Annotated in this window: 16 protein-coding genes and 4 tRNA genes; 3 read left to right on the top strand and 17 right to left on the bottom strand. The window is 54.9% G+C overall.

What is annotated here, in order from left to right; all coding sequences use genetic code 11:
* Nucleotide 1: 1 nt before the first annotated feature.
* Together hemY and F3J31_RS22520 are read left to right on the top strand one after the other, a co-directional pair.
* Nucleotides 2–1,201, top strand: a complete 1,200-nt coding sequence (gene hemY / locus F3J31_RS22525) for a protoheme IX biogenesis protein HemY (protein ID WP_008501551.1) — start codon at nucleotides 2–4, stop codon at nucleotides 1,199–1,201.
* 172 nt (nucleotides 1,202–1,373) lie between these two features.
* Nucleotides 1,374–2,585 (top strand): MFS transporter, encoded by a 1,212-nt coding sequence (locus F3J31_RS22520; RefSeq protein WP_167215634.1) that lies wholly within the window; start codon nucleotides 1,374–1,376, stop codon nucleotides 2,583–2,585.
* Nucleotides 2,586–3,090: 505 nt separating this feature from the next.
* Here F3J31_RS22520 and F3J31_RS22515 read toward each other — a convergent pair.
* The 17 genes from F3J31_RS22515 to trxA form a co-directional block, all read right to left on the bottom strand.
* Nucleotides 3,091–3,167 (bottom strand) — tRNA-Pro (locus tag F3J31_RS22515).
* Between the two features lie 46 nt (nucleotides 3,168–3,213).
* A tRNA-Leu gene (locus tag F3J31_RS22510) sits at nucleotides 3,214–3,299 on the bottom strand.
* A gap of 21 nt (nucleotides 3,300–3,320) precedes the next feature.
* Nucleotides 3,321–3,396, bottom strand: a tRNA-His gene (locus F3J31_RS22505).
* Between the two features lie 67 nt (nucleotides 3,397–3,463).
* Nucleotides 3,464–3,540 (bottom strand) — tRNA-Arg (locus F3J31_RS22500).
* A gap of 102 nt (nucleotides 3,541–3,642) precedes the next feature.
* Nucleotides 3,643–5,028, bottom strand: coding sequence for an amino acid permease (locus tag F3J31_RS22495; RefSeq protein ID WP_045909233.1), 1,386 nt, complete (start codon nucleotides 5,026–5,028; stop codon nucleotides 3,643–3,645).
* A 197-nt stretch (nucleotides 5,029–5,225) separates the two neighbouring features.
* Complete coding sequence (gene wecG, locus F3J31_RS22490; protein ID WP_167215631.1) at nucleotides 5,226–5,966, bottom strand: lipopolysaccharide N-acetylmannosaminouronosyltransferase; 741 nt, start codon at nucleotides 5,964–5,966, stop codon at nucleotides 5,226–5,228.
* Between the two features lie 12 nt (nucleotides 5,967–5,978).
* Entirely contained in the window at nucleotides 5,979–7,331 is a 1,353-nt protein-coding gene (wzyE, locus tag F3J31_RS22485) for an ECA oligosaccharide polymerase (RefSeq protein ID WP_048030792.1), read from the bottom strand.
* Nucleotides 7,328–8,407 (bottom strand): TDP-N-acetylfucosamine:lipid II N-acetylfucosaminyltransferase, encoded by a 1,080-nt coding sequence (locus tag F3J31_RS22480; protein WP_167215628.1) that lies wholly within the window; start codon nucleotides 8,405–8,407, stop codon nucleotides 7,328–7,330. Before F3J31_RS22480 ends, wzyE begins: the two co-directional genes overlap by 4 nt.
* The gene (gene wzxE, locus F3J31_RS22475) at nucleotides 8,404–9,654 is read right to left on the bottom strand and encodes a lipid III flippase WzxE (RefSeq protein WP_167215625.1); all 1,251 of its coding nucleotides are present in this window, start codon (nucleotides 9,652–9,654) and stop codon (nucleotides 8,404–8,406) included. Before wzxE ends, F3J31_RS22480 begins: the two co-directional genes overlap by 4 nt.
* Nucleotide 9,655: 1 nt before the next feature.
* Complete coding sequence (gene rffA / locus F3J31_RS22470; protein WP_048226913.1) at nucleotides 9,656–10,786, bottom strand: dTDP-4-amino-4,6-dideoxygalactose transaminase; 1,131 nt, start codon at nucleotides 10,784–10,786, stop codon at nucleotides 9,656–9,658.
* A 4-nt stretch (nucleotides 10,787–10,790) separates the two neighbouring features.
* Nucleotides 10,791–11,468 (bottom strand): dTDP-4-amino-4,6-dideoxy-D-galactose acyltransferase, encoded by a 678-nt coding sequence (gene rffC, locus F3J31_RS22465; RefSeq protein ID WP_048226915.1) that lies wholly within the window; start codon nucleotides 11,466–11,468, stop codon nucleotides 10,791–10,793.
* Complete coding sequence (gene wecC / locus F3J31_RS22460) at nucleotides 11,465–12,727, bottom strand: UDP-N-acetyl-D-mannosamine dehydrogenase (protein WP_167215622.1); 1,263 nt, start codon at nucleotides 12,725–12,727, stop codon at nucleotides 11,465–11,467. The genes rffC and wecC overlap by 4 nt, the downstream gene beginning before the upstream one ends.
* Nucleotides 12,724–13,854, bottom strand: coding sequence for a UDP-N-acetylglucosamine 2-epimerase (non-hydrolyzing) (gene wecB, locus F3J31_RS22455; protein ID WP_063622987.1), 1,131 nt, complete (start codon nucleotides 13,852–13,854; stop codon nucleotides 12,724–12,726). The genes wecC and wecB overlap by 4 nt, the downstream gene beginning before the upstream one ends.
* Nucleotides 13,855–13,910: 56 nt before the next feature.
* Nucleotides 13,911–14,957, bottom strand: coding sequence for an ECA polysaccharide chain length modulation protein (gene wzzE / locus F3J31_RS22450; protein ID WP_045909242.1), 1,047 nt, complete (start codon nucleotides 14,955–14,957; stop codon nucleotides 13,911–13,913).
* A gap of 13 nt (nucleotides 14,958–14,970) precedes the next feature.
* Nucleotides 14,971–16,074 (bottom strand): UDP-N-acetylglucosamine--undecaprenyl-phosphate N-acetylglucosaminephosphotransferase, encoded by a 1,104-nt coding sequence (gene wecA, locus F3J31_RS22445; protein WP_167215619.1) that lies wholly within the window; start codon nucleotides 16,072–16,074, stop codon nucleotides 14,971–14,973.
* 238 nt (nucleotides 16,075–16,312) lie between these two features.
* On the bottom strand, nucleotides 16,313–17,572 hold the full coding sequence (rho, locus tag F3J31_RS22440) for a transcription termination factor Rho (protein ID WP_008501566.1): 1,260 nt from the start codon (nucleotides 17,570–17,572) through the stop codon (nucleotides 16,313–16,315).
* Nucleotides 17,573–17,917: 345 nt separating this feature from the next.
* A complete protein-coding gene (trxA, locus tag F3J31_RS22435) occupies nucleotides 17,918–18,247 on the bottom strand; it encodes a thioredoxin TrxA (RefSeq protein WP_006179218.1) in 330 nt (109 codons plus the stop codon).
* 144 nt (nucleotides 18,248–18,391) lie between these two features.
* Here trxA and rhlB point away from each other — a divergent pair, with 144 nt between their 5' ends.
* A complete protein-coding gene (gene rhlB / locus F3J31_RS22430; RefSeq protein ID WP_021242834.1) occupies nucleotides 18,392–19,660 on the top strand; it encodes an ATP-dependent RNA helicase RhlB in 1,269 nt (422 codons plus the stop codon).
* Nucleotides 19,661–19,662 lie beyond the last annotated feature (2 nt).

The raw sequence follows: 19,662 nt of genomic DNA, 5'->3' as shown, positions 1-19,662 counted from the left end.
GATGCTAAAAGTCCTCTTACTCTTCATCCTGCTGATCGCCGGGATCGTCCTGGGGCCTATGCTTGCGGGTCATCAGGGTTACGTCCTGATCCAGACCGATAACTACAACATTGAAACCAGCGTAACGGGTCTGACGATCATTCTGATCCTCGGCGTGGTGGTGCTGTTTGCGATCGAGTGGATCCTGCGCCGTATTTTCCGTACCGGTGCCCATACCCGCGGCTGGTTCGTTGGCCGTAAGCGCCGCCGCGCCCGTAAACAGACCGAGCAGGCGCTGCTTAAGCTCGCAGAGGGTGATTATCAGCAGGTTGAAAAGCTGATGTCGAAAAACGCCGACCACGCCGAACAGCCGGTGGTGAACTATCTGCTGGCGGCCGAAGCAGCGCAGCAGCGCGGTGACGAAGCCCGCGCTAATCAGCACCTGGAGCGAGCGGCTGAGCTGGCTCACGGCGACCCGATTCCGGTGGAAATCACGCGCGTTCGTCTGCAGCTGGCACGCAATGAGAATCACGCGGCTCGCCACGGTATCGACCGTCTGCTGGAAGTCGCGCCGCGTCATCCGGAAGTGCTGCGTCTTGCCGAGCAGGCCTATATTCGTACCGGCGCCTGGGGCTCACTGCTGGACATCATTCCATCGATGGCGAAGGCCGAGGTGGGCGACGATGAACATCGTGACGAGCTTCAACGTCTGGCGTGGATAGGCCTGATGGATCAGGCGCGCGCTGACCTGGGCAGCGACGGTCTGAAAACCTGGTGGAAGAATCAGAGCCGTAAAACACGCCAGCAGGTTCCTCTGCAGGTGGCGATGGCAGAACATCTCATCGAGTGTGACGATCACGACACAGCTCAGGAGATCCTCCTCGACGGTCTGAAGCGCCAGTACGACGATCGCCTGGTGATGGTGATCCCGCGCCTGAAAACCAACAATCCTGAGCAAATCGAAAAAGTGCTGCGCCAGCAGATTAAAACCGTTGGCGATCGCCCGCTGCTATGGAGCACGCTCGGTCAGTCGTTGATGAAGCACGGCGAATGGCAGGAGGCGAGCCTCGCCTTCCGCGCCGCGCTCAAGCAGCGTCCGGATGCCTTCGACTACGCATGGCTTGCCGATACGCTGGACAAGCAGCATAAGCCGGAAGAGGCGGCCGCCATGCGCCGTGATGGGCTATTGCTGACGCTGCAAAATAACGGTACGCAGCAGTAATTCATCAGGAGGCCAGATGGCCTCCTTTTTTTATCGCCTTTCTCCTGCTACATTCTTTACACCCGCATCTGCAAACGAACCCGCCAATGTAACGATGTCTTTTCATTAACTTTTTTTCATACACGCGCACTTGCTGCAGCGTGGACTAAATCGTTTTTGAAAGGAAATCGTCATGAACTCGCTTTTATATACGCTTATTGAAGCGCTGCGTTGCCACCGCTGGCTGCGCCTGCTTGCCTGTGCTTTTATCTTTTCTTCGCTGGGGAATGGCTTAACCCAGGTTGTGGTCTTCGGCTTGCTGTTAGCATGGTCAGCTCCGCCCGCTCTGCTCACCCTTGCTTTTCTTTTCGCGACGGTACCGGGATTTATCGGCAGTACGATCGGCGAAAAGCTATGCTCACGCTGGTCTCCGATATCCCTGCTGATACTGACCGAAGGGCTGGGCCTGCTCGCCCTGCTCTTTCCCCTGCTTGGTGTGGGTTATCACAGCGTTGCCGCATTACTCGCCGTACAATCCACAGAAGCGCTGCTCAGCGGGATGAGCTGGCCCGCGCTGACGTTGCTCTTTAAGCGCGGACTTAGCGAAGCAGAGCTGCCTGCTGCGACCTGTCTGGAAAATGTGATTTTTGCTTCGCAGGTATTGTTAGGGACTGGCCTGGGCGTGGTACTGTTCCAGAAGACGTCCGTGTTTACCCTGCTGGCCATTGATGCCGCCAGCTTTCTCGGGTCACTGCTCATGCTATGGCTGGCTGGACGCCGGTTTTCTGCGCCATCACTCCCGTCCTCCGGGGAAGAGGAAGCCCCTGCGGCATTACGCTGGCGGACGTTGACCGTTCGGCAGAAACGCAGTCTGCTCCTTCTGCCGTCGCTGGCGGCCGTCGGCTCACCGGCTATAGCGCTGCTTCCGGCGCTGGCACAGCAAATCCATCCTCAGGATGCCGCGGGCCTTGCTCTGCCGCTGCTTTTCGCAAGAAGCATGGGTCAGCTTTGCGGTCCTATGCTGCTAAAGAAAGAGAGCCTGACGCGCTTTGCCGCTCACACGCCGCGCATCATCGTTTGTCTCGGCATCTTTCTGGCCGCTTATGGAACGCTACCGTTGTTGTCCAGATGGATGGCATGTGCACTGGGGGCGATTTTTATCGCACATCTGGCCTCGAATATTCTCTTCGCAGCCGGGACGTTTGGGGTACTCAGTAGTTTTCATCTCACGCAAACCGCTTCAGCCAGTGGGAAAGCCTGGCGCTGGCAAACGCTCAGCGCCTCTCTTTTCACCGGCATCGCTGCGGCAGTGGCTGCCGGGTTTGGCTCAGTAACGGCACTCTATGCCGTCTCGTCAGCGGCCCTGGTGCTGGTTGCCCTGATCGTACGTCGGTATCAGGAATAAGGCATAAAAAAACGCCTGCTATAAAAGCAGGCGTTAAAACAGGTCTGTAAGACAACATATTTGGTGCTTCACTCAACGTTATGTCCATGGTGTCTGATGAGGCCGAAGCGACATCTGTCAGTGGACGATAAGCACCGTAAATGGCTCTGCGTCATTCCGGAGTTTATGAGGCACGAAGGCGAACATAAGAGATGGAATGAGCATCTACACGCATATTATTGCACGTAACGTGCCAGGTTCGCACCCAAAACATTTACATGACGCAACATTTTAAGATAAAAGGAAATTATGCTGTTAAGCGCCGTCTTAAGCCCCACAATGTATCGGTAAGGACAGAATTCTGTCGCCAGGAGGAGACAGCAAAATGGAAGTATGAGTAATTCTTTTATTTTCAATGGATTGTATGTCGCTGAATCGCGACAATGAAACCGGACGCTGTCGGGGAATCACTACAGGGATGAAAATGTCAGAAAACAAAAAACCCCGCCGAAGCGGGGTTCAAAATTGGTCGGCGAGAGAGGATTCGAACCTCCGACCCACTGGTCCCAAACCAGTTGCGCTACCAAGCTGCGCTACTCGCCGATGTACTGCTTTTTTGAATTTTTAGTTCAATTCATTTAAAAAGTCGTGGTGCGAGGGGGGGGACTCGAACCCCCACATCCTAAGGACACTAACACCTGAAGCTAGCGCGTCTACCAATTCCGCCACCTTCGCAATTCACAACTCTTTCAATAATGGGGTGGCTAATGGGATTCGAACCCACGACAACTGGAATCACAATCCAGGGCTCTACCAACTGAGCTATAGCCACCACTGTATTCTTTCACGCGGTACTGACTACTTCTCAGACCACCGCAGCTCTAGCGCCGGGACTAAAATGGCGCGCCCGACAGGATTCGAACCTGAGACCTCTGCCTCCGGAGGGCAGCGCTCTATCCAGCTGAGCTACGGGCGCTTAGCGCCGTTGCGGGGCTGGATATTACGTACCTCCGTCCCCGCTGTCTAGTGCTTTTTTGAAAAAAATGCGCGTTTGGTTATGGTTTGCACATTTTGCCGCTTATTCCTCCACTTTCTGCGTGGTGGCACGGCGACCCAGGCCAAAAAGCTTATAGGCAGCCGTCACGGCGGCCAGGAAGATCACCCCGACAAACAGCGACATGCGGGTATCTTCATTAAAGTACATTCCGATTAATACGCAAATCAGGAACGCCATCGTCAAATAGTTCGCATAGGGGAACAGAATTGAACGGAACGGATGGCTTTCAATCGCCTTTTTATGCGCATGACGGAAACGCAGCTGGCTGATGAGGATAACAAACCACGGCACCATGCCCGGAAGGACGCTGGCGCTGTAGACGTAAACGAACACCCGCTGCGGATTAGGAATGATGTAATTCAGGCAAGATCCAATCAGCAGGATTGCAATGGAGACCGCCACGCCCGCCACCGGCACCCCGGCACGTGAAACTTTACTCATTGCCGCAGGCAGCTGGTTATTCTTCGAGAGCGCATAGAGCATACGCCCACAGCTGTACATCCCACTGTTACAGCCTGACAACGCGGCCGTCAGGACCACAAAGTTGATGATGCCCGCCGCCGCCGTGATACCAATTTTGGCGAAGGTTAAAACAAACGGGCTGCCCGTCGAGCCTATTTCGTTCCACGGGAAGATGGTCACGATAACGAAGATGGCGCCCACATAGAAAATCAGGATGCGCCACAGCACTTTGCCCACCGCGCTACGCAGCGTGACCTGTGGATTTTTCGCTTCACCGGCGGTAATACCGATCAGCTCTACGCCCTGGTACGACGCTACAACGATACACAGCGCCGTCAGGAAGCCCTTCCAGCCGCCGGCAAAGAAGCCGCCGTTTTCGGTCAGGTTACCAAAGCCGATAGCATGTCCACCGTTGCCAAAGCCGAAGAAAATCACGCCCAGGCCGACGACAATCATCACGATGATGGTGGTGACTTTGATCATCGCAAACCAGAACTCGATCTCACCGTAAAGACGCACGGCGGCCAGGTTTGCCAGCGCCACCAGCCCCACGGCAATGAGCGCGGGTATCCACTGAGCCATATCCGGGAACCAGAACTGGACGTAGACCCCTATCGCGGTGATTTCTGAGATGCCCACCGCCATCCACATAAACCAGTATGACCAGGCCGTCAGGTAGCCGAAGAACGGGCTCATATAACGATGCGCGTAAACGGCGAAAGAGCCGGTTACCGGCTCCAGGAAGAGCATTTCGCCCATGGAACGCATGATGAAGAAAACAAACAGCCCGGCGATAATGTACGCCAGTAATACGGAAGGGCCTGCCCACTTGAGCGTGCTTGCGGAGCCCATAAACAGGCCCACGCCGATAGTGCCGCCCAGCGCTATCAGTTCAATATGACGAGCTTCCAGCCCACGCTGCAGCTCCGGTTTTTTCTCTGCCATAGATCCTCGATTGTGTTTGCTGTTTCCCGGCTTAAGACCGGATATTGTTTTTTAGGGGGACTAAAATACGGTGCGAATGGTTTCTTAAAATCTGCCAAATGGCAAACGATGCATTAAAAAAATGAATGCATTGCACAGATTATCAGCAGTTTTGCAGGCGAGTTGCAGCGCGAATAGCATATCGCGCTACATTTTGATTACATTTTTCCGGTGTAATGCCAGACGAGGTAGCGAAGCAGACGGATCTGTCGTTTAATGCGTGTCGGTTGCGATAGCAGACGATACAGCCACTCCAGCCCAAGATATTGCCAGACGGTTGGCGCACGCTTAACGTGGCCGGTAAAGACGTCGTACGTGCCGCCGACGCCCATGTAGAGGGCATCCGGGCAGACCAGGCGGCAGTCACGCATCAAAATCTCCTGGCGCGGGGACCCCATCGCCACGGTGACAATCTTTGCCCCGCTGTCACGAACGCGCTCAAACAGCGTCTGCCGATCTTCCGGTTTGAAGTAACCATCCTGGATGCCGACAATATTAACATTCCATTGACGACGCAGTTTCTCCTCCGTCTGGGCCAGTATCTCCGGCTTTCCGCCAATCAGGAACACGGGCGTACCCTGCGCGCCTGCGCGGGCCATAAGCTGCTCCCAGAGATCGGCCCCCGCCACGCGGGAAACATTAGCGTCAGGATACTTTTTACGGATAGAGCGGACCACGCTGATCCCGTCCGCGTATTTAAATTCGGCCGCTTCAATCAGGCTTTTGACTTCCGCGTTATCCTCAACCGCCAGCATTTTTTCCGCGTTGATGGCCACCAGCGTACCGGATTTCATCTGGCCGTCGGCGAACAGAAAGTCCAGCGCGTGCTGCATGTCGCGCCAGCCAATAAGCTGCAGGCCACGTAGCGCATAGCGCGGTGCAGAAATTCTATCAGTCATTACTATCCTTACTCAGACTTGCGACAGCGTTGTGCTGCCCTGCCGCTCGCGCTTGTGCACAAGCCCGGCGCTGTCAAACAGCCAGTACAACAGTTTGGCCAGTAACAGGCAGACGCCGAAAACAACCATGAAGAACACTACGCGCGAAACGAACGAGTCCAGCCCTTCGCGCGCCAGAACGATCATATTGAAAATGGCACCAAAGCAGAAACTGTGCAAAATGGCCGCTTTATAGCGGTTGGTCTCTTCGTTGCCACGCACGTAAAGCCAGTCGAACCACTTGATAATCAGCCCCACGGCAACCGCCCCGGGCAGGATGAACCACGCCCCACCCATCACTACCAGGGAACCGATCAGCGTGGGTGAAATTGCCAGACCGGAATGGTTGTTCAGCACTTCCCAGGTAAAATAGTTCGCGGTATTGAGCACCACACCAGGGCGGTCCGGCCATAGCCAGGAAGGGATAAAGACGTAGAAGTCGCGAACAATCGGCGCCAGCCCCTGGAAATCAATCTTGTCGTAGTTTTGCAGCAGCAATGCCAGGTTTTCCCACGGCGAGAACGTATCGCGCGTGAGGTAGAGGAACGTATAAAACGCCTCATCACCCGCCACGTTCATTCCGTACCGCTTCAGCGCCAGCCAGAACATCCCCACGATGCCAAACACGCCTGCCGCAACCAGCATCCACAGCGAGATCCAGCCGCGGATGATGCCGATAAACAGGAAGATGGCGAAGGCGATGATAATGTTCGCGCGCGTGCCGCCCACAATCATGTAGGTCAGGATGCCAAACGCGACGGTACTGACCAGGAAGAACAGCCACGCTTTGCTGTCCTGGCGCAGGAAGAAGATCACCAGCATCGCCGGGATGAAGAAGTAGAAGAAACGCTTAAGCGCCACGCCCGAAACCTCGGCCGAAAAAATCTGGCTGTAGGAGTGGAGCTTAAACAGCAGGAAGCCGTTATGCATGAAGAAGATGCCGACGCTGACCAGGGCGATGGTCATCAGCATCACCCATGTCAGGTGGGTTTCCACCCTATTCATGGTAAAGAGCGCCCGACGCGGGGCAGCTGTCTGCGCTGAACGCAGACGCGTTTTATAGGTGACGTAGTAGACCGCATAGAAGCAGGTCGCCGCCAGAAGCGCCTGGAGCAGAATGTCCGGCGGCGCGACGCTCACGTCAAAACGGAAAACCAGAATGCTGGTGAGCGGGAAGCCGAAAAAGAACGTCAGCAGGAACAGTAACGAGAAGAAGACGTTAAAGTTGAAGCGCACCCGGCGGAATTCAAACCAGGTGAGCGTGGCGATAAACAGGGCGCTCAGAAGCCAGACAACCAGTAAGCCGCTGAATTGCAACTGACTCATGCTTTGTCTCCTGAAGCGATACGCAGCGCGCGGTGCCACGGCGTGAGGTAATTCGGGCTGAAAAAATCGATGCTGTTTTTATCCACCAGCGTGAGCTGACGTTGAGCTTCACGTACCACCTCGACGTTCAGCGTGTCTGAGGTAAACAGCACCGGAATATGCTGCTCGGCCATGTCCTGCCAGAACGGGTTGTCGCGGTTGAGCACGCACGGTACCCCCGCCTGAATCAGCAGACACAGTGTGCCAATTCCCTGCTGTCGGGCAAAGATGAAATAGCCGAGATCGCATTTTCTCAGCAGCGCGAGATATTCCTCAAATTCCAGCTTATCGCTGAGGATGTGCAGATTTTCTGCGCTAAACAGCGCCAGTCCCTGCTGGCGAACCTCGTCAATATAAGCGTCGTTGTTGGCGGGATAGCCCATCGGCACCACCACGTTCACCGTGTCGCCAAACTGCTGATGCACCGCCCTGAGCGCCGCGACATGTTCGTTACTGCGATCGCCGGAATTCCCCACCAGGATCGTCAGCTTGCCTTCACGCACAGTGTCATTGGCCATGGCGTTCAGCGCCGGATCCATGCGGGTGGGGAAATAAAGCAACTCGCCGCGCACGTTGGGGTGCTGTTTAGCAAAATAGTTGAGATCGCCGCGGGTAGCAAAAACGCAGCCCACGCGCCCCTGCGCCATGCGGCGCAATGGATAGAAAAGACGGAATTTCCAGCCGCGGGAGACTTCATAAAGATCGGCTCCCCAGATATGCCAGCTGCACTGGGAGGGTTTAATCCCTCCGCTGAGAAGCGCCAGCCACAGGCCGGTGTTAAACTGCCCGTGGAAGAAGAATCGTTGCTCGCGGTCGGCTTTCGCCCTGGCAACGACCGCCTTTGCCAGCGTGGCCTTATCTGGCCAGAAGCGAATCGTCAGCGCCGGAAATGCCTCGCTCAGGCCCTTATCCTGACCTGCAACCATAAACTCACGCGCATCAGGATCCCCCGATGCCAGCTCGTCGTTGAAGAACCGCAAAACGGTCTGGTTATGGTGTGGGATATCCGATCCCAGGATGTGAATCAGTGCAGTCATGCGCGTTTACGCCACAATAAAAATACACCGCAACAGGCGGCGAAATAAACGATATAGGTTGCCATGTAGGCCTGAGCCGCCCCCAGCGCGCCGTGCGCGGGTATCAGCCAGTGCGAGAACGAGGTCAGTAATGCAAACTGGCTAATTTCCGCCAGGATATACAGCCGCAGGGAGGCTTTTGCTATCACCAGATAGCCGAAAACGTAAGCCCCCACTTTCAGTACATCACCCACCAGCTGCCAGGCAAAGAGATCGCGCATGGCGATGAATTTCGCCGAAAACAGCAGCCAGATGGCGACATCGCGCAATAGCCAGACGGTAAAGCTGGCAGCCGCAACCGCCGGCAATACAAAGCGCAGCGACCGGAAAATCTCACGCGTAATATCCTGTCTGGAGGTCAAACGCGATAAGGTTGGCAGCAAATAAACGCTAAAGGAAGCCGTAATAAACTGGAGATAAGCGTCGGAAATACTGCTTACGCCCTGCCAGATCCCCACTTCATCCCAGCTATAATGCGCCGCCAGCAGGTTACGCATCATCACGTAGGCCACCGGCAGCGTGACGGAGGTGATGAGCGCCATCAGGGTAAATTTACCCAGCTGGCTGGCAAGCAGCGTGTCCCATTGCGGTTTGAGGTAGCTCAGGGGGATGACGCCCCGACGCATCAGCATAAATGCCGCAGGCACAACCACCAGCGCCGGAACCAGCGCCAGCCCCAGCAGTGCGCCTTCGTAGCCCCCCAGGCGATAGCAGAAATAATAGGCAATCACGCCGATAACGCTGCCCAGGATTAACGCAATCGCGTTTCCGGCCGCATCACGAAACCCTTTCATCAGCGCCAGCAGCAGGTTAGCCCAGGCAATCCCCATCTGAACCAATGCGACCAGACGCACCAGCCCCTGATAGTGGGTGTGACCGAATAATCCCTGGCTGATGGGCGCCGCCGCCAGCAGAAAGATAATCGCCATCAGGGTCGAAAAACCCGTGACCATCGCCGAGGAGGTGCCCACGACCCTGCGAAGCTGGGCCGCATCATCATGATACTGCGCAACGTATTTGGTCACGCCGTTGAAGATACCGGCACCGGCCAGCACCCCAAGGACGGTGACAAGCTGGCGGAAATTACCCGCCAGCCCCACGCCAGAGGGGCCAAATGAGACAGCCAGCAGCTTGACGACCAGCAGCCCGGCGCCAATTTTTACAAGCGTGGACGCGGCGGTCCACACCGATGCTTTTGCCAGAGACATATCAGCCGAAATAACTCAGGAGGGTATTAATCACCGTACGCTGGTTAACTGGCGCGAGGTTGTAGAACAGAGGCAGACGAAGCAACCGCTCACTTTCTTTGGTGGTGTAACGGTCTTCACCCGCGAACGTTCCAAACGCTTCGCCCGCCGGGCTGGAGTGCAGCGGAATATAGTGGAACACCGCCATAATTTCGGCTTCTTTCAGCCAGGCGATAAGCTCGCTCCGGTCGTCGTTATCGCGCAGCTTGATGTAGAACATGTGCGCGTTGTGGACGCAATCTGCCGGGATAGTCGGCAGCTCAATACGCCCGGCTTTGGCCAGAGGCTCAAGCGCATCGTAATAGGTTTGCCACAGGGAGAGGCGCTGCAGGTTGATGCGATCCGCGGCTTCCAGCTGCGCCCACAGGTACGCGGCCTGCAGATCCGCCATCAGATAGCTGGAGCCAATATCGCGCCAGGTGTATTTGTCAACCTGGCCGCGGAAGAACTGGCTGCGGTTGGTGCCTTTTTCGCGGATCACCTCCGCACGCTCCACGAGCGCCCGGTCGTTAATCAGCGTCGCGCCACCTTCTCCGCCTGCCGTGTAGTTTTTGGTTTCGTGAAAGCTAAAGCAGCCGATATGGCCGATGGTGCCCAGCGCGCGTCCCTTGTAGGTCGACATCACGCCCTGGGCGGCATCTTCCACCACAAACAGGTTATGTTTTTTGGCGATGGCCATGATGGTGTCCATTTCACAGGCCACGCCCGCGTAGTGAACCGGTACGATCGCGCGCGTTTTGTCGGTGATCGCCGCTTCAATCAGCGTCTCATCAATATTCATGGTATCCGGGCGGATATCCACAAAGACGATTTTCGCCCCGCGCAGGACAAACGCGTTCGCCGTGGAAACGAAGGTGTAGCTCGGCATGATCACTTCATCGCCGGGCTGGATATCCAGCAGCAGCGCGGCCATTTCCAGCGATGCCGTACAGGACGGGGTCAGGAGCACTTTGGCGCTGCGAAAACGCTGTTCCATCCACTGCTGACAGCGGCGGGTATAACCGCCGTCACCGCAGAGTTTGCCGCTGCCCATGGCAGACTGCATATAGTCGAGTTCCGTTCCGACGACGGGTGGTGCGTTAAATGGAATCATCTTGTCACCTGTATAACCAGTAGGCGGTGGCGTCGATGTTGGCACCACTCGCAATATAACGTTTAAGCGCGGCGGTGTTGCCCACCTGGGTCGCCACCCGCAGCGTCTCAACCTGCTGCTGCTGCGCCCAGTGCAGCGCCGCCTGCATGAGCTTCTCACCCATGCCGCGCCCGGCTAATAAGCCAATACGCGCCTCGCACGCGTTGAGCTTGCGAAGCGAGACGAACCCCTGGAGTTGACCGTCCCCTGCGCGGAAAACCAGGCAGACGTGATCAAAGGTGCCTTTAACCGCATTCTCTATCCACTGGGCATAGAAACGTCCGCTATCGTCAGGAGCATACCAGGGCGTACGAAAGCGACTCTGCGCAAACGCCTGAGCCGCCATCTGACGCAGCACGGGAATATCCTGCTCGGTTGCCATTTCCGCACCGGGCGCATCGTGCCGGGTGAGGGTTATGGAAAGGTCTGCCTCACCTTCAACCAGCTGAAAGCCGCGTTGCTGGAGCGCGTCAAGCAGGTCGGTACGGTCCGCCGGGATCTTCGCCTGAATCCGTTGCCAGGCGTTCAAATCTGATTCAGCCAATACCGGCGCATCATCACGCAGGCGCACAATGGCCGACGGCAGGCCGAAAAAGGCACTCTCCCACTGCAGGGGCTCAAGTACCCCGTTCAGGCTGTTCAACGCCAGACGCCTTTGGTATCAACCACATACTGCTGACGCACCGCATCACCAGGCGTCGCTTTAAACGCTTTATGATCCACCAGCAGCACCAGTACGTCCGCCGTCGCCAGCGCCTCATCCAGCGCTGTCAGCGTGCAGTGCCCCGCCAGTTTTGCCGGCAGTTCATGAATATTCGGCTCAACCACCAGCGTTTCACCCTTGTGCCATTCGGCAATCATCTGAGCAATTTCCATCGCCGGGCTTTCACGCAGGTCGTCAATATTCGGTTTGAAGGCCAGACCAAAGCAGGCAATTTTCAGCTCGCTGGCGCGCTTGCCGCTCTCTGCCAGACAATCCGCTACCGTGGTTTTGACCTGATTGAGCACCCAGTGAGGTTTGCTGTCATTGACTTCACGGGCGGTGCGAATCAGGCGCGCCTGCGCTGGGTTCTGCGCCACAATAAACCACGGATCGACGGCGATACAGTGTCCACCCACGCCCGGGCCTGGCTGGAGAATGTTGACGCGCGGATGGCGGTTCGCCAGGCTAATCAACTCCCATACGTTAATCCCCTGATCGGCGCAGATCAGCGACAGTTCGTTCGCAAAGGCGATATTGACGTCGCGGAAGCTGTTTTCCGTCAGCTTACACATCTCGGCAGTGCGGGAGTTGGTCACCACGCATTCGCCTTCCAGGAAAATCTTGTACAGCGCGCTGGCGCGTTCGGAACAGACGGGTGTCATACCGCCAATGACGCGGTCGTTTTTAATCAGTTCGACCATGACCTGGCCCGGGAGTACGCGCTCCGGGCAGTAGGCGATATTGATATCTGCCTGCTCCCCCGCCTGTTGCGGGAAGCTTAAATCAGGGCGCGCGTCGGCCAGCCACTGCGCCATCTGCTCGGTAGCGCCGACGGGAGAGGTCGATTCCAGAATCACCAGCGCCCCTTTCTTCAGCACAGGGGCAATGGACTTCGCCGCCGCCTCGACGTAGACCATGTCGGGCTCATGGTCGCCTTTAAAGGGCGTTGGAACGGCAATCAGGTAGGCATCCGCTTCAACGGGCGTGGTACTGGCGAGCAGGAAGCCGCCCTCCACCGCCTCTTTCACTACACGATCCAGATCGGGCTCGACAATATGAATTTCGCCACGGTTAATGGTTTCCACCGCGCGGGCGTTGATATCCACACCGATAACCTGTTTCTGACGAGAGGCAAACGCCGCCGCGGTGGGCAAGCCGATGTAGCCAAGACCAATGACAGAGAGGGTAGTAAAACTCATAGCGATACCTGATTGTGTTTAAGTGCATGCAAAATACGGCCACAAGCCTGCCCGTCTCCATAAGGATTATGGGCCCGGCTCATCGCCTGATACGTTTCATCGTCATGCAGAAGGCGCGTGACCTCTTCGACAATGAGCTGCGCGTTGGTGCCAACCAGACGCACCGTCCCCGCTTTCACCGCTTCCGGACGTTCAGTGGTTTCACGCATCACCAGAACCGGCTTGCCGAGAGACGGCGCTTCCTCCTGAATGCCGCCGGAATCGGTAAGGATCAGCCAGGCATGGTTCATCAGCCAGACAAACGGCAGGTAGTCCTGAGGTTCAATCAGAAGGACATTTTCAACATGACCCAGGATGCGGTTAACCGGCTCGCTGACGTTAGGATTGAGATGGACCGGATAGACAATCTGCACATCGTCGTTCTGCGCGGCGATTTCAGCCAGCGCGTGACAGATTTGCTCAAAGCCCCGGCCAAAGCTTTCGCGTCGGTGGCCCGTCACCAGTATGGTTTTTTTACCGTTGTGCAGGAAGGGATAGCGGGCAGCGAGTTCTTTCTTAAGATCGTCGTTTGCGAGGACGCGGTCACGTACCCAAATTAACGCATCGATGACCGTATTGCCGGTCACAAAGATTTTGTTATCGGCGATATTTTCACGCAGCAGGTTCTGACGCGAGTTTTCCGTTGGCGCAAAGTGGTACATCGCCAGGTGGCCCGTTAGCGTGCGGTTGGCTTCCTCCGGCCACGGCGAATACAGATTGCCGGTACGCAGACCCGCCTCGACATGCCCCACGGGAATACGTTGATAAAACGCGGCCAGGCTGGTCGCCACGGTCGTGGTGGTATCTCCGTGTACCAGCACCACGTCAGGCTTGAATGACTCCAGGATCGGCTTGAGATCTTGCAGTATGCGACAGGTTATCTCCGTCAACCCTTGCCCCGGTTTCATAATATTAAGGTCGTAATCCGGGACGATGGAAAAGAGCGTTAAGACCTGGTCAAGCATCTCACGGTGCTGGGCCGTGACGCAGACTTTCGCTTCAATATCAGGATCGCTGGCCAGGGCATGAACCAGAGGTGCCATCTTAATGGCCTCCGGCCTGGTGCCAAATACGGTTAGTACTTTCACATCGATTCTCTTCGATTAGGCGATGAAGGCCGCAGCCTTCATCGTAGACGGCATTCTTAGTTTGTGCGACGACGCGTTAACGCCACGCCAGCGCCCGCCAGTGCACCGACAATCCCCCACATGATCATCAGGAATGCACGACGCGGACTGTCGCGTTTTACAGGTTCTTCAGGCGTTCGCAAATAACGATAGGTCTGAAAACGCGGGTCCAGAGAGGGACCGACATTAAGCGTATTGAGCATCGCGCGATTTTGATCGTAATCGAGGTCAACATCAGGACCGACGGCCTGGAGATTTTCCAGGCGTGCCTGCAGCATAGGGCGACCAAGAAGGAACATTTCAGAGTCAGGCAGTTCATCAGCCGGCACGTCCGTCTCACTACGGGAAATATTGTGCTGTTCCGCAATTTTCAGCGCCTGCTCAATATTGTGTACACGGCGAGTGAAAATCGCTTTAGCCACCTCTTCCTGACGTTTCACCTGGGCTTTCATCTGGATGGTACGGGCCGCCCAGGCGCCTTTAAGCTCTTCGTTAAGATGGCTTGCGGCACGCTGGCTGGCAAACGCGACGTATTGACGCAGCAGGTTGTTGGCATCCGGCGCGGTTTCTGCAATCAGCTTGACGCTGTCATTCACGTTACGCAGCGCGTCGCCCGGCATAAACTGAATATTGTTAATCAGATCGTCCAGCAGGGCGGCATCGGCTTTAGTGTTATCAACCCGACGCTGCTTGTAGTAATCCGTCTGGGACCAGAAGTCGCGACGCGTATCCCACGAAGCCAGTTGCATCACAAACTCTTTGTAGGCCTCATCCATAACGGAAACCTGATCTGGCGTGGCAAGGTTGGCTTTGATATCCAGGTTTCGCAGGAATTGCTGCTGGGAATAGTATCCCCCAAGCATGTTAACCGTTGGTTTGTCCGTGATTGCCGTGGCGCTCCATTCCTGTTTTGCAAAGAACGTATAGGCCAGCGCTAACAGTGCAAATCCCAGCGCGATCCCCGCAATCCAAAGTTTGCCTGCCCATAACACGCGAAACAAACCCCGAATATCCAGTTCATTCTCTGTTACCACTGATTTCGCTCCCGCCAACGGTTGAGTCATCATAGTCCCGGTTTTATTTAGTTAATGTTGTGTTTTTGCCACTGTTACGACGCATCCGGCGTTTAATACGTTTTATGAACCGCGCCACTTTCCATGCGCGCTTAATGCAGTAGCCGTACAGGAAAAATGCTAGCAAGAATAATACCAACATGACCCATTCTGGCACAAAATGAGCATACTCCGCGGCAACACCCACTCCCGCAAGGATAGCAGCCGCTACGGTTATCAAAACAAATGCCTGTCTGGAGGTGAATCCAGCTCGCATGATCAAATGATGAATATGCTGTCGGTCGGCTGAGAAGGGACTCATCCCTTTGCGCAAGCGGCGATACATTATCGCAACCATATCCATTAACGGGATAGCGATAATCCACAACGCGGTAACAGGGCTGATAGGATGGACTTGTCCCTGAGTCGTTTCCAGCAAGATCCAGATGACGGTAAACCCAATGAGTGTACTGCCCGCATCACCCATAAAGACTTTATAGCGACGCCCCAGCGCACCGAGGTTTAACAGGATATAAGGCAGGATGGCGGCAATCATGGCGAAGCACCACATAGCAAGACTATATTGTCCGTCAAACCACAAAATAAAACCGATCGCGGCAAATGAGACGCAGGAGAGCCCCCCCAGCAAGCCATCAATACCATCGACCATGTTGAATGCGTTTATAGCCACCCATACGGCGAAAAGCGTCAGAAAATAGCCGAACGGGCCGAGCACCATCTCCCACGAGCCAAAAATATAGCCCAGGCTACTCAAGTAGAGTTTTGCTGAGACCATCATGGCAATGCCAACTGCCGCCTGCACAAAGGCGCGAATTTTAACGCTGATGTCATAACGATCGTCAAGCGCGCCGACGATAACCAGTACCGTTGAACACATCAGGTATAATTTGACATGTGGGACATAGTAGTTAGCAATTGCGAAGGCATAGCAAATACCAGCAAATACTGAGATACCACCCACCAGGGGGATCATTCCCTGATGACGTTTCCGGAAGTTGGGTTTATCCACTAACCCCACGTATTTCGCCACCTTACGCGCAACAAAAAGAAAACAGGTGGTGAATAAAAATATACTGGTTAGATCAGTAAACGTATCGAATAGGTTCACAATGGATTCTCAACAAATGTTAGTCTCGGAAGTATAACCATGAAGGCTCATAGCCCGAAGGTAAAAGTAAACCTCTTGTGACCTCATTTGTATATTATTCAAGCTATTAATGTTTTTACTCTACGAATCGTCTTATTGTTACACCTACACGTCAAAATTGGGAGTAGGTGGTACTAGCGTATAGTCCATAAAAGAAAAACGCCACGTAAAAACGTGGCGTTCGCTGGCTTTATTTGCGTTACGAGCGTTTCATCATGTCGAAGAAATCGTCGTTGGTTTTGGTCATCGCCAGTTTGTTAATGAGGAACTCCATCGCGTCGATTTCACCCATTGGATGGATGATTTTGCGCAGGATCCACATTTTCTGCAGCTCTTCCTGAGTGGTGAGCAGCTCTTCTTTACGGGTACCGGAACGGTTGTAGTCGATAGCCGGGAAGACGCGTTTTTCAGCGATCTTACGAGAGAGGTGCAGTTCCATGTTGCCTGTACCTTTAAACTCTTCGTAAATCACTTCGTCCATTTTGGAACCGGTATCGATCAGCGCCGTCGCGATGATGGTCAGGCTACCGCCCTCTTCCACGTTACGTGCAGCACCGAAGAAGCGTTTCGGACGATGCAGGGCGTTAGCATCCACACCACCGGTCAGCACTTTACCAGACGCTGGCACCACGGTGTTGTAGGCACGCGCCAGACGGGTGATGGAGTCGAGCAGGATGATCACGTCTTTCTTGTGCTCAACCAGGCGTTTTGCCTTCTCGATAACCATTTCCGCAACCTGAACGTGGCGAGATGCTGGCTCGTCGAAGGTAGAAGCAACCACTTCACCTTTAACCAGACGCTGCATCTCGGTCACTTCTTCCGGACGTTCGTCAATCAGCAGCACCATCAGCACACAGTCTGGGTGGTTATAGGCGATGCTCTGTGCGATGTTCTGCAGCAGCATGGTTTTACCCGCTTTTGGCGGCGCCACAATCAGACCACGCTGGCCGCGACCAATAGGTGATGCCAGATCCAGAACACGCGCGGTTAAGTCTTCGGTCGAACCGTTACCACGTTCCATGCGCAGGCGAGAGTTCGCGTGCAGCGGCGTTAAGTTCTCAAAGAGGATCTTATTACGCGAGTTTTCAGGTTTGTCGAAGTTAACTTCATTGACTTTCAACAGCGCAAAGTAGCGTTCACCCTCTTTAGGAGGACGAATCTTACCTGAAATGGTGTCACCAGTGCGGAGGTTGAAACGGCGGATTTGGCTGGGGGATACGTAGATGTCGTCAGGGCCGGCGAGGTAGGAGCTGTCTGCAGAGCGGAGGAAACCAAATCCGTCTTGCAATATCTCCAGCACACCGTCGCCAAAGATATCTTCGCCACTCTTAGCGTGCTGCTTCAGGATGGCGAAAATGATGTCCTGCTTGCGCATACGAGCCTGGTTTTCCAGCCCCATATTTTCGCCGAGAGTGATCAGCTCAGAAACCGGCGTATTCTTTAATTCGGTAAGATTCATAATGGTGTGGGTTCTTAAACTCGGGGTGATTCTCGAACTTAATGTTGTGAATGGTATGGCAGGGTCATCCATGCCTGTTTAGCGGCCATCAACTCATGTCTGTTCGCTGTCTGGTCACAGGGAAAGAACGCAGAACTGAAACGACAAGACGGATTGAGTGACAAGCCCGGAATTTAGCCACTTCACGCACTGGATATGTCAACAGCGGGAAGTATCGGGTAAAACAAGATTCAAACAACAAGATATGTTTAAAACGAAGTCATAGCTAACTTAGCACGACTTCAGCCGGGCGTCCAGAGTTCCAGATCATTTAGCCGGGAGCTCTGAACGCGCAGCGGAGAAACCTTACGCCAGGTTAGCGTCCAGGAACTCTTTCAGTTGACCTTTAGACAGCGCGCCCACTTTGGTCGCCGCCACTTCGCCGTTTTTGAACAGCAGCAGGGTCGGAATGCCACGGATACCGTATTTTGGTGCGGTGCCCGGGTTCTGGTCGATGTTCAGCTTGGCAACGGTCAGTTTGCCCTGATATTCGTCGGCGATCTCATCCAGAATCGGGGCGATCATTTTGCAAGGACCACACCATTCAGCCCAGAAATCGACGAGGATCAGCCCGTCAGCCTTAAGTACGTCCGTGTCAAAACTGTCGTCAGTCAGGTGAATAATTTTATCGCTCATATATAACTCCACAGGAATAAGCCTGGTACGTTGGTTTTGTCTCCACCAACGACGTGTTGATGTCGCATTAACCAACTAAAGGTTGACTTTATTTCACCGGATACGCTTTCGTAAAGCAATAGTAAGCTGATATTCTACCACACTATGAGCAAAACACATTTAACAGAACAGAAGTTTTCCGACTTCGCGCTGCACCCGAAGGTGATTGAAGCCCTTGAAAATAAAGGGTTTCATAACTGCACGCCCATTCAGGCCCTCGCGCTGCCGCTGACGCTGGCCGGTCGCGATGTTGCCGGGCAGGCGCAAACCGGTACCGGCAAAACGATGGCGTTTTTAACGTCAACGTTTCATTATTTACTTTCTCACCCAGCGATTGCAGACCGCAAAGTTAACCAGCCGCGCGCGCTAATTATGGCCCCGACGCGAGAACTGGCGGTACAGATCCATGCAGACGCTGAACCCCTGGCGCAGGCTACCGGCCTGAAGCTGGGCCTGGCCTATGGCGGCGACGGCTACGATAAACAGCTGAAAGTGCTGGAAAGCGGTGTGGATATCCTGATCGGTACCACCGGCCGTCTTATCGATTACGCCAAACAGAACCACATTAACCTCGGTGCCATCCAGGTTGTGGTGCTCGATGAAGCTGACCGCATGTACGATCTGGGCTTCATTAAAGACATCCGCTGGCTGTTCCGTCGTATGCCTCCGGCTAACCAGCGCCTGAATATGCTGTTCTCTGCAACCCTCTCCTACCGTGTGCGCGAACTGGCGTTCGAACAGATGAACAACGCCGAGTACGTGGAAGTGGAACCGGAGCAAAAAACGGGTCACCGCATTAAAGAAGAGCTCTTCTATCCTTCGAATGAAGAGAAGATGCGCCTGCTGCAAACGCTGATTGAAGAAGAGTGGCCAGATCGCGCCATTATCTTCGCGAACACCAAACACCGCTGTGAAGACATCTGGGGCCATCTGGCTGCAGACGGCCACCGTGTTGGCCTGTTGACTGGCGACGTCGCGCAGAAAAAACGCCTGCGAATTCTCGAAGAGTTCACCCGTGGCGATCTCGATATTCTGGTCGCCACCGACGTGGCTGCACGTGGTTTACACATTCCAGCCGTAACGCACGTCTTTAACTACGATCTGCCAGACGACTGTGAAGACTACGTACACCGTATCGGTCGTACCGGTCGTGCGGGCGCAAGTGGTCATTCGATTAGCCTTGCGTGTGAAGAGTATGCGCTGAATCTTCCGGCCATTGAGACCTATATCGGTCACTCTATTCCGCAGAGCAAATACAATCCGGAAGCGCTGTTAAGCGAACTGCCGCCGCCTAAGCGTCTAACCCGCCCACGCTCCGGCAATGGACCGCGTCGTTCAGGCGGCGCACCGCGTAATCGTCGTCGTTCAGGTTAAGA

This window comes from Enterobacter sp. Acro-832 (assembly GCF_011752745.1).
In the GTDB taxonomy this organism is placed as follows: domain Bacteria; phylum Pseudomonadota; class Gammaproteobacteria; order Enterobacterales; family Enterobacteriaceae; genus Enterobacter; species Enterobacter quasiroggenkampii.
Note: the sequence above shows the minus strand (reverse complement) of the source record. Positions and strands in the feature narration are given on the sequence as shown.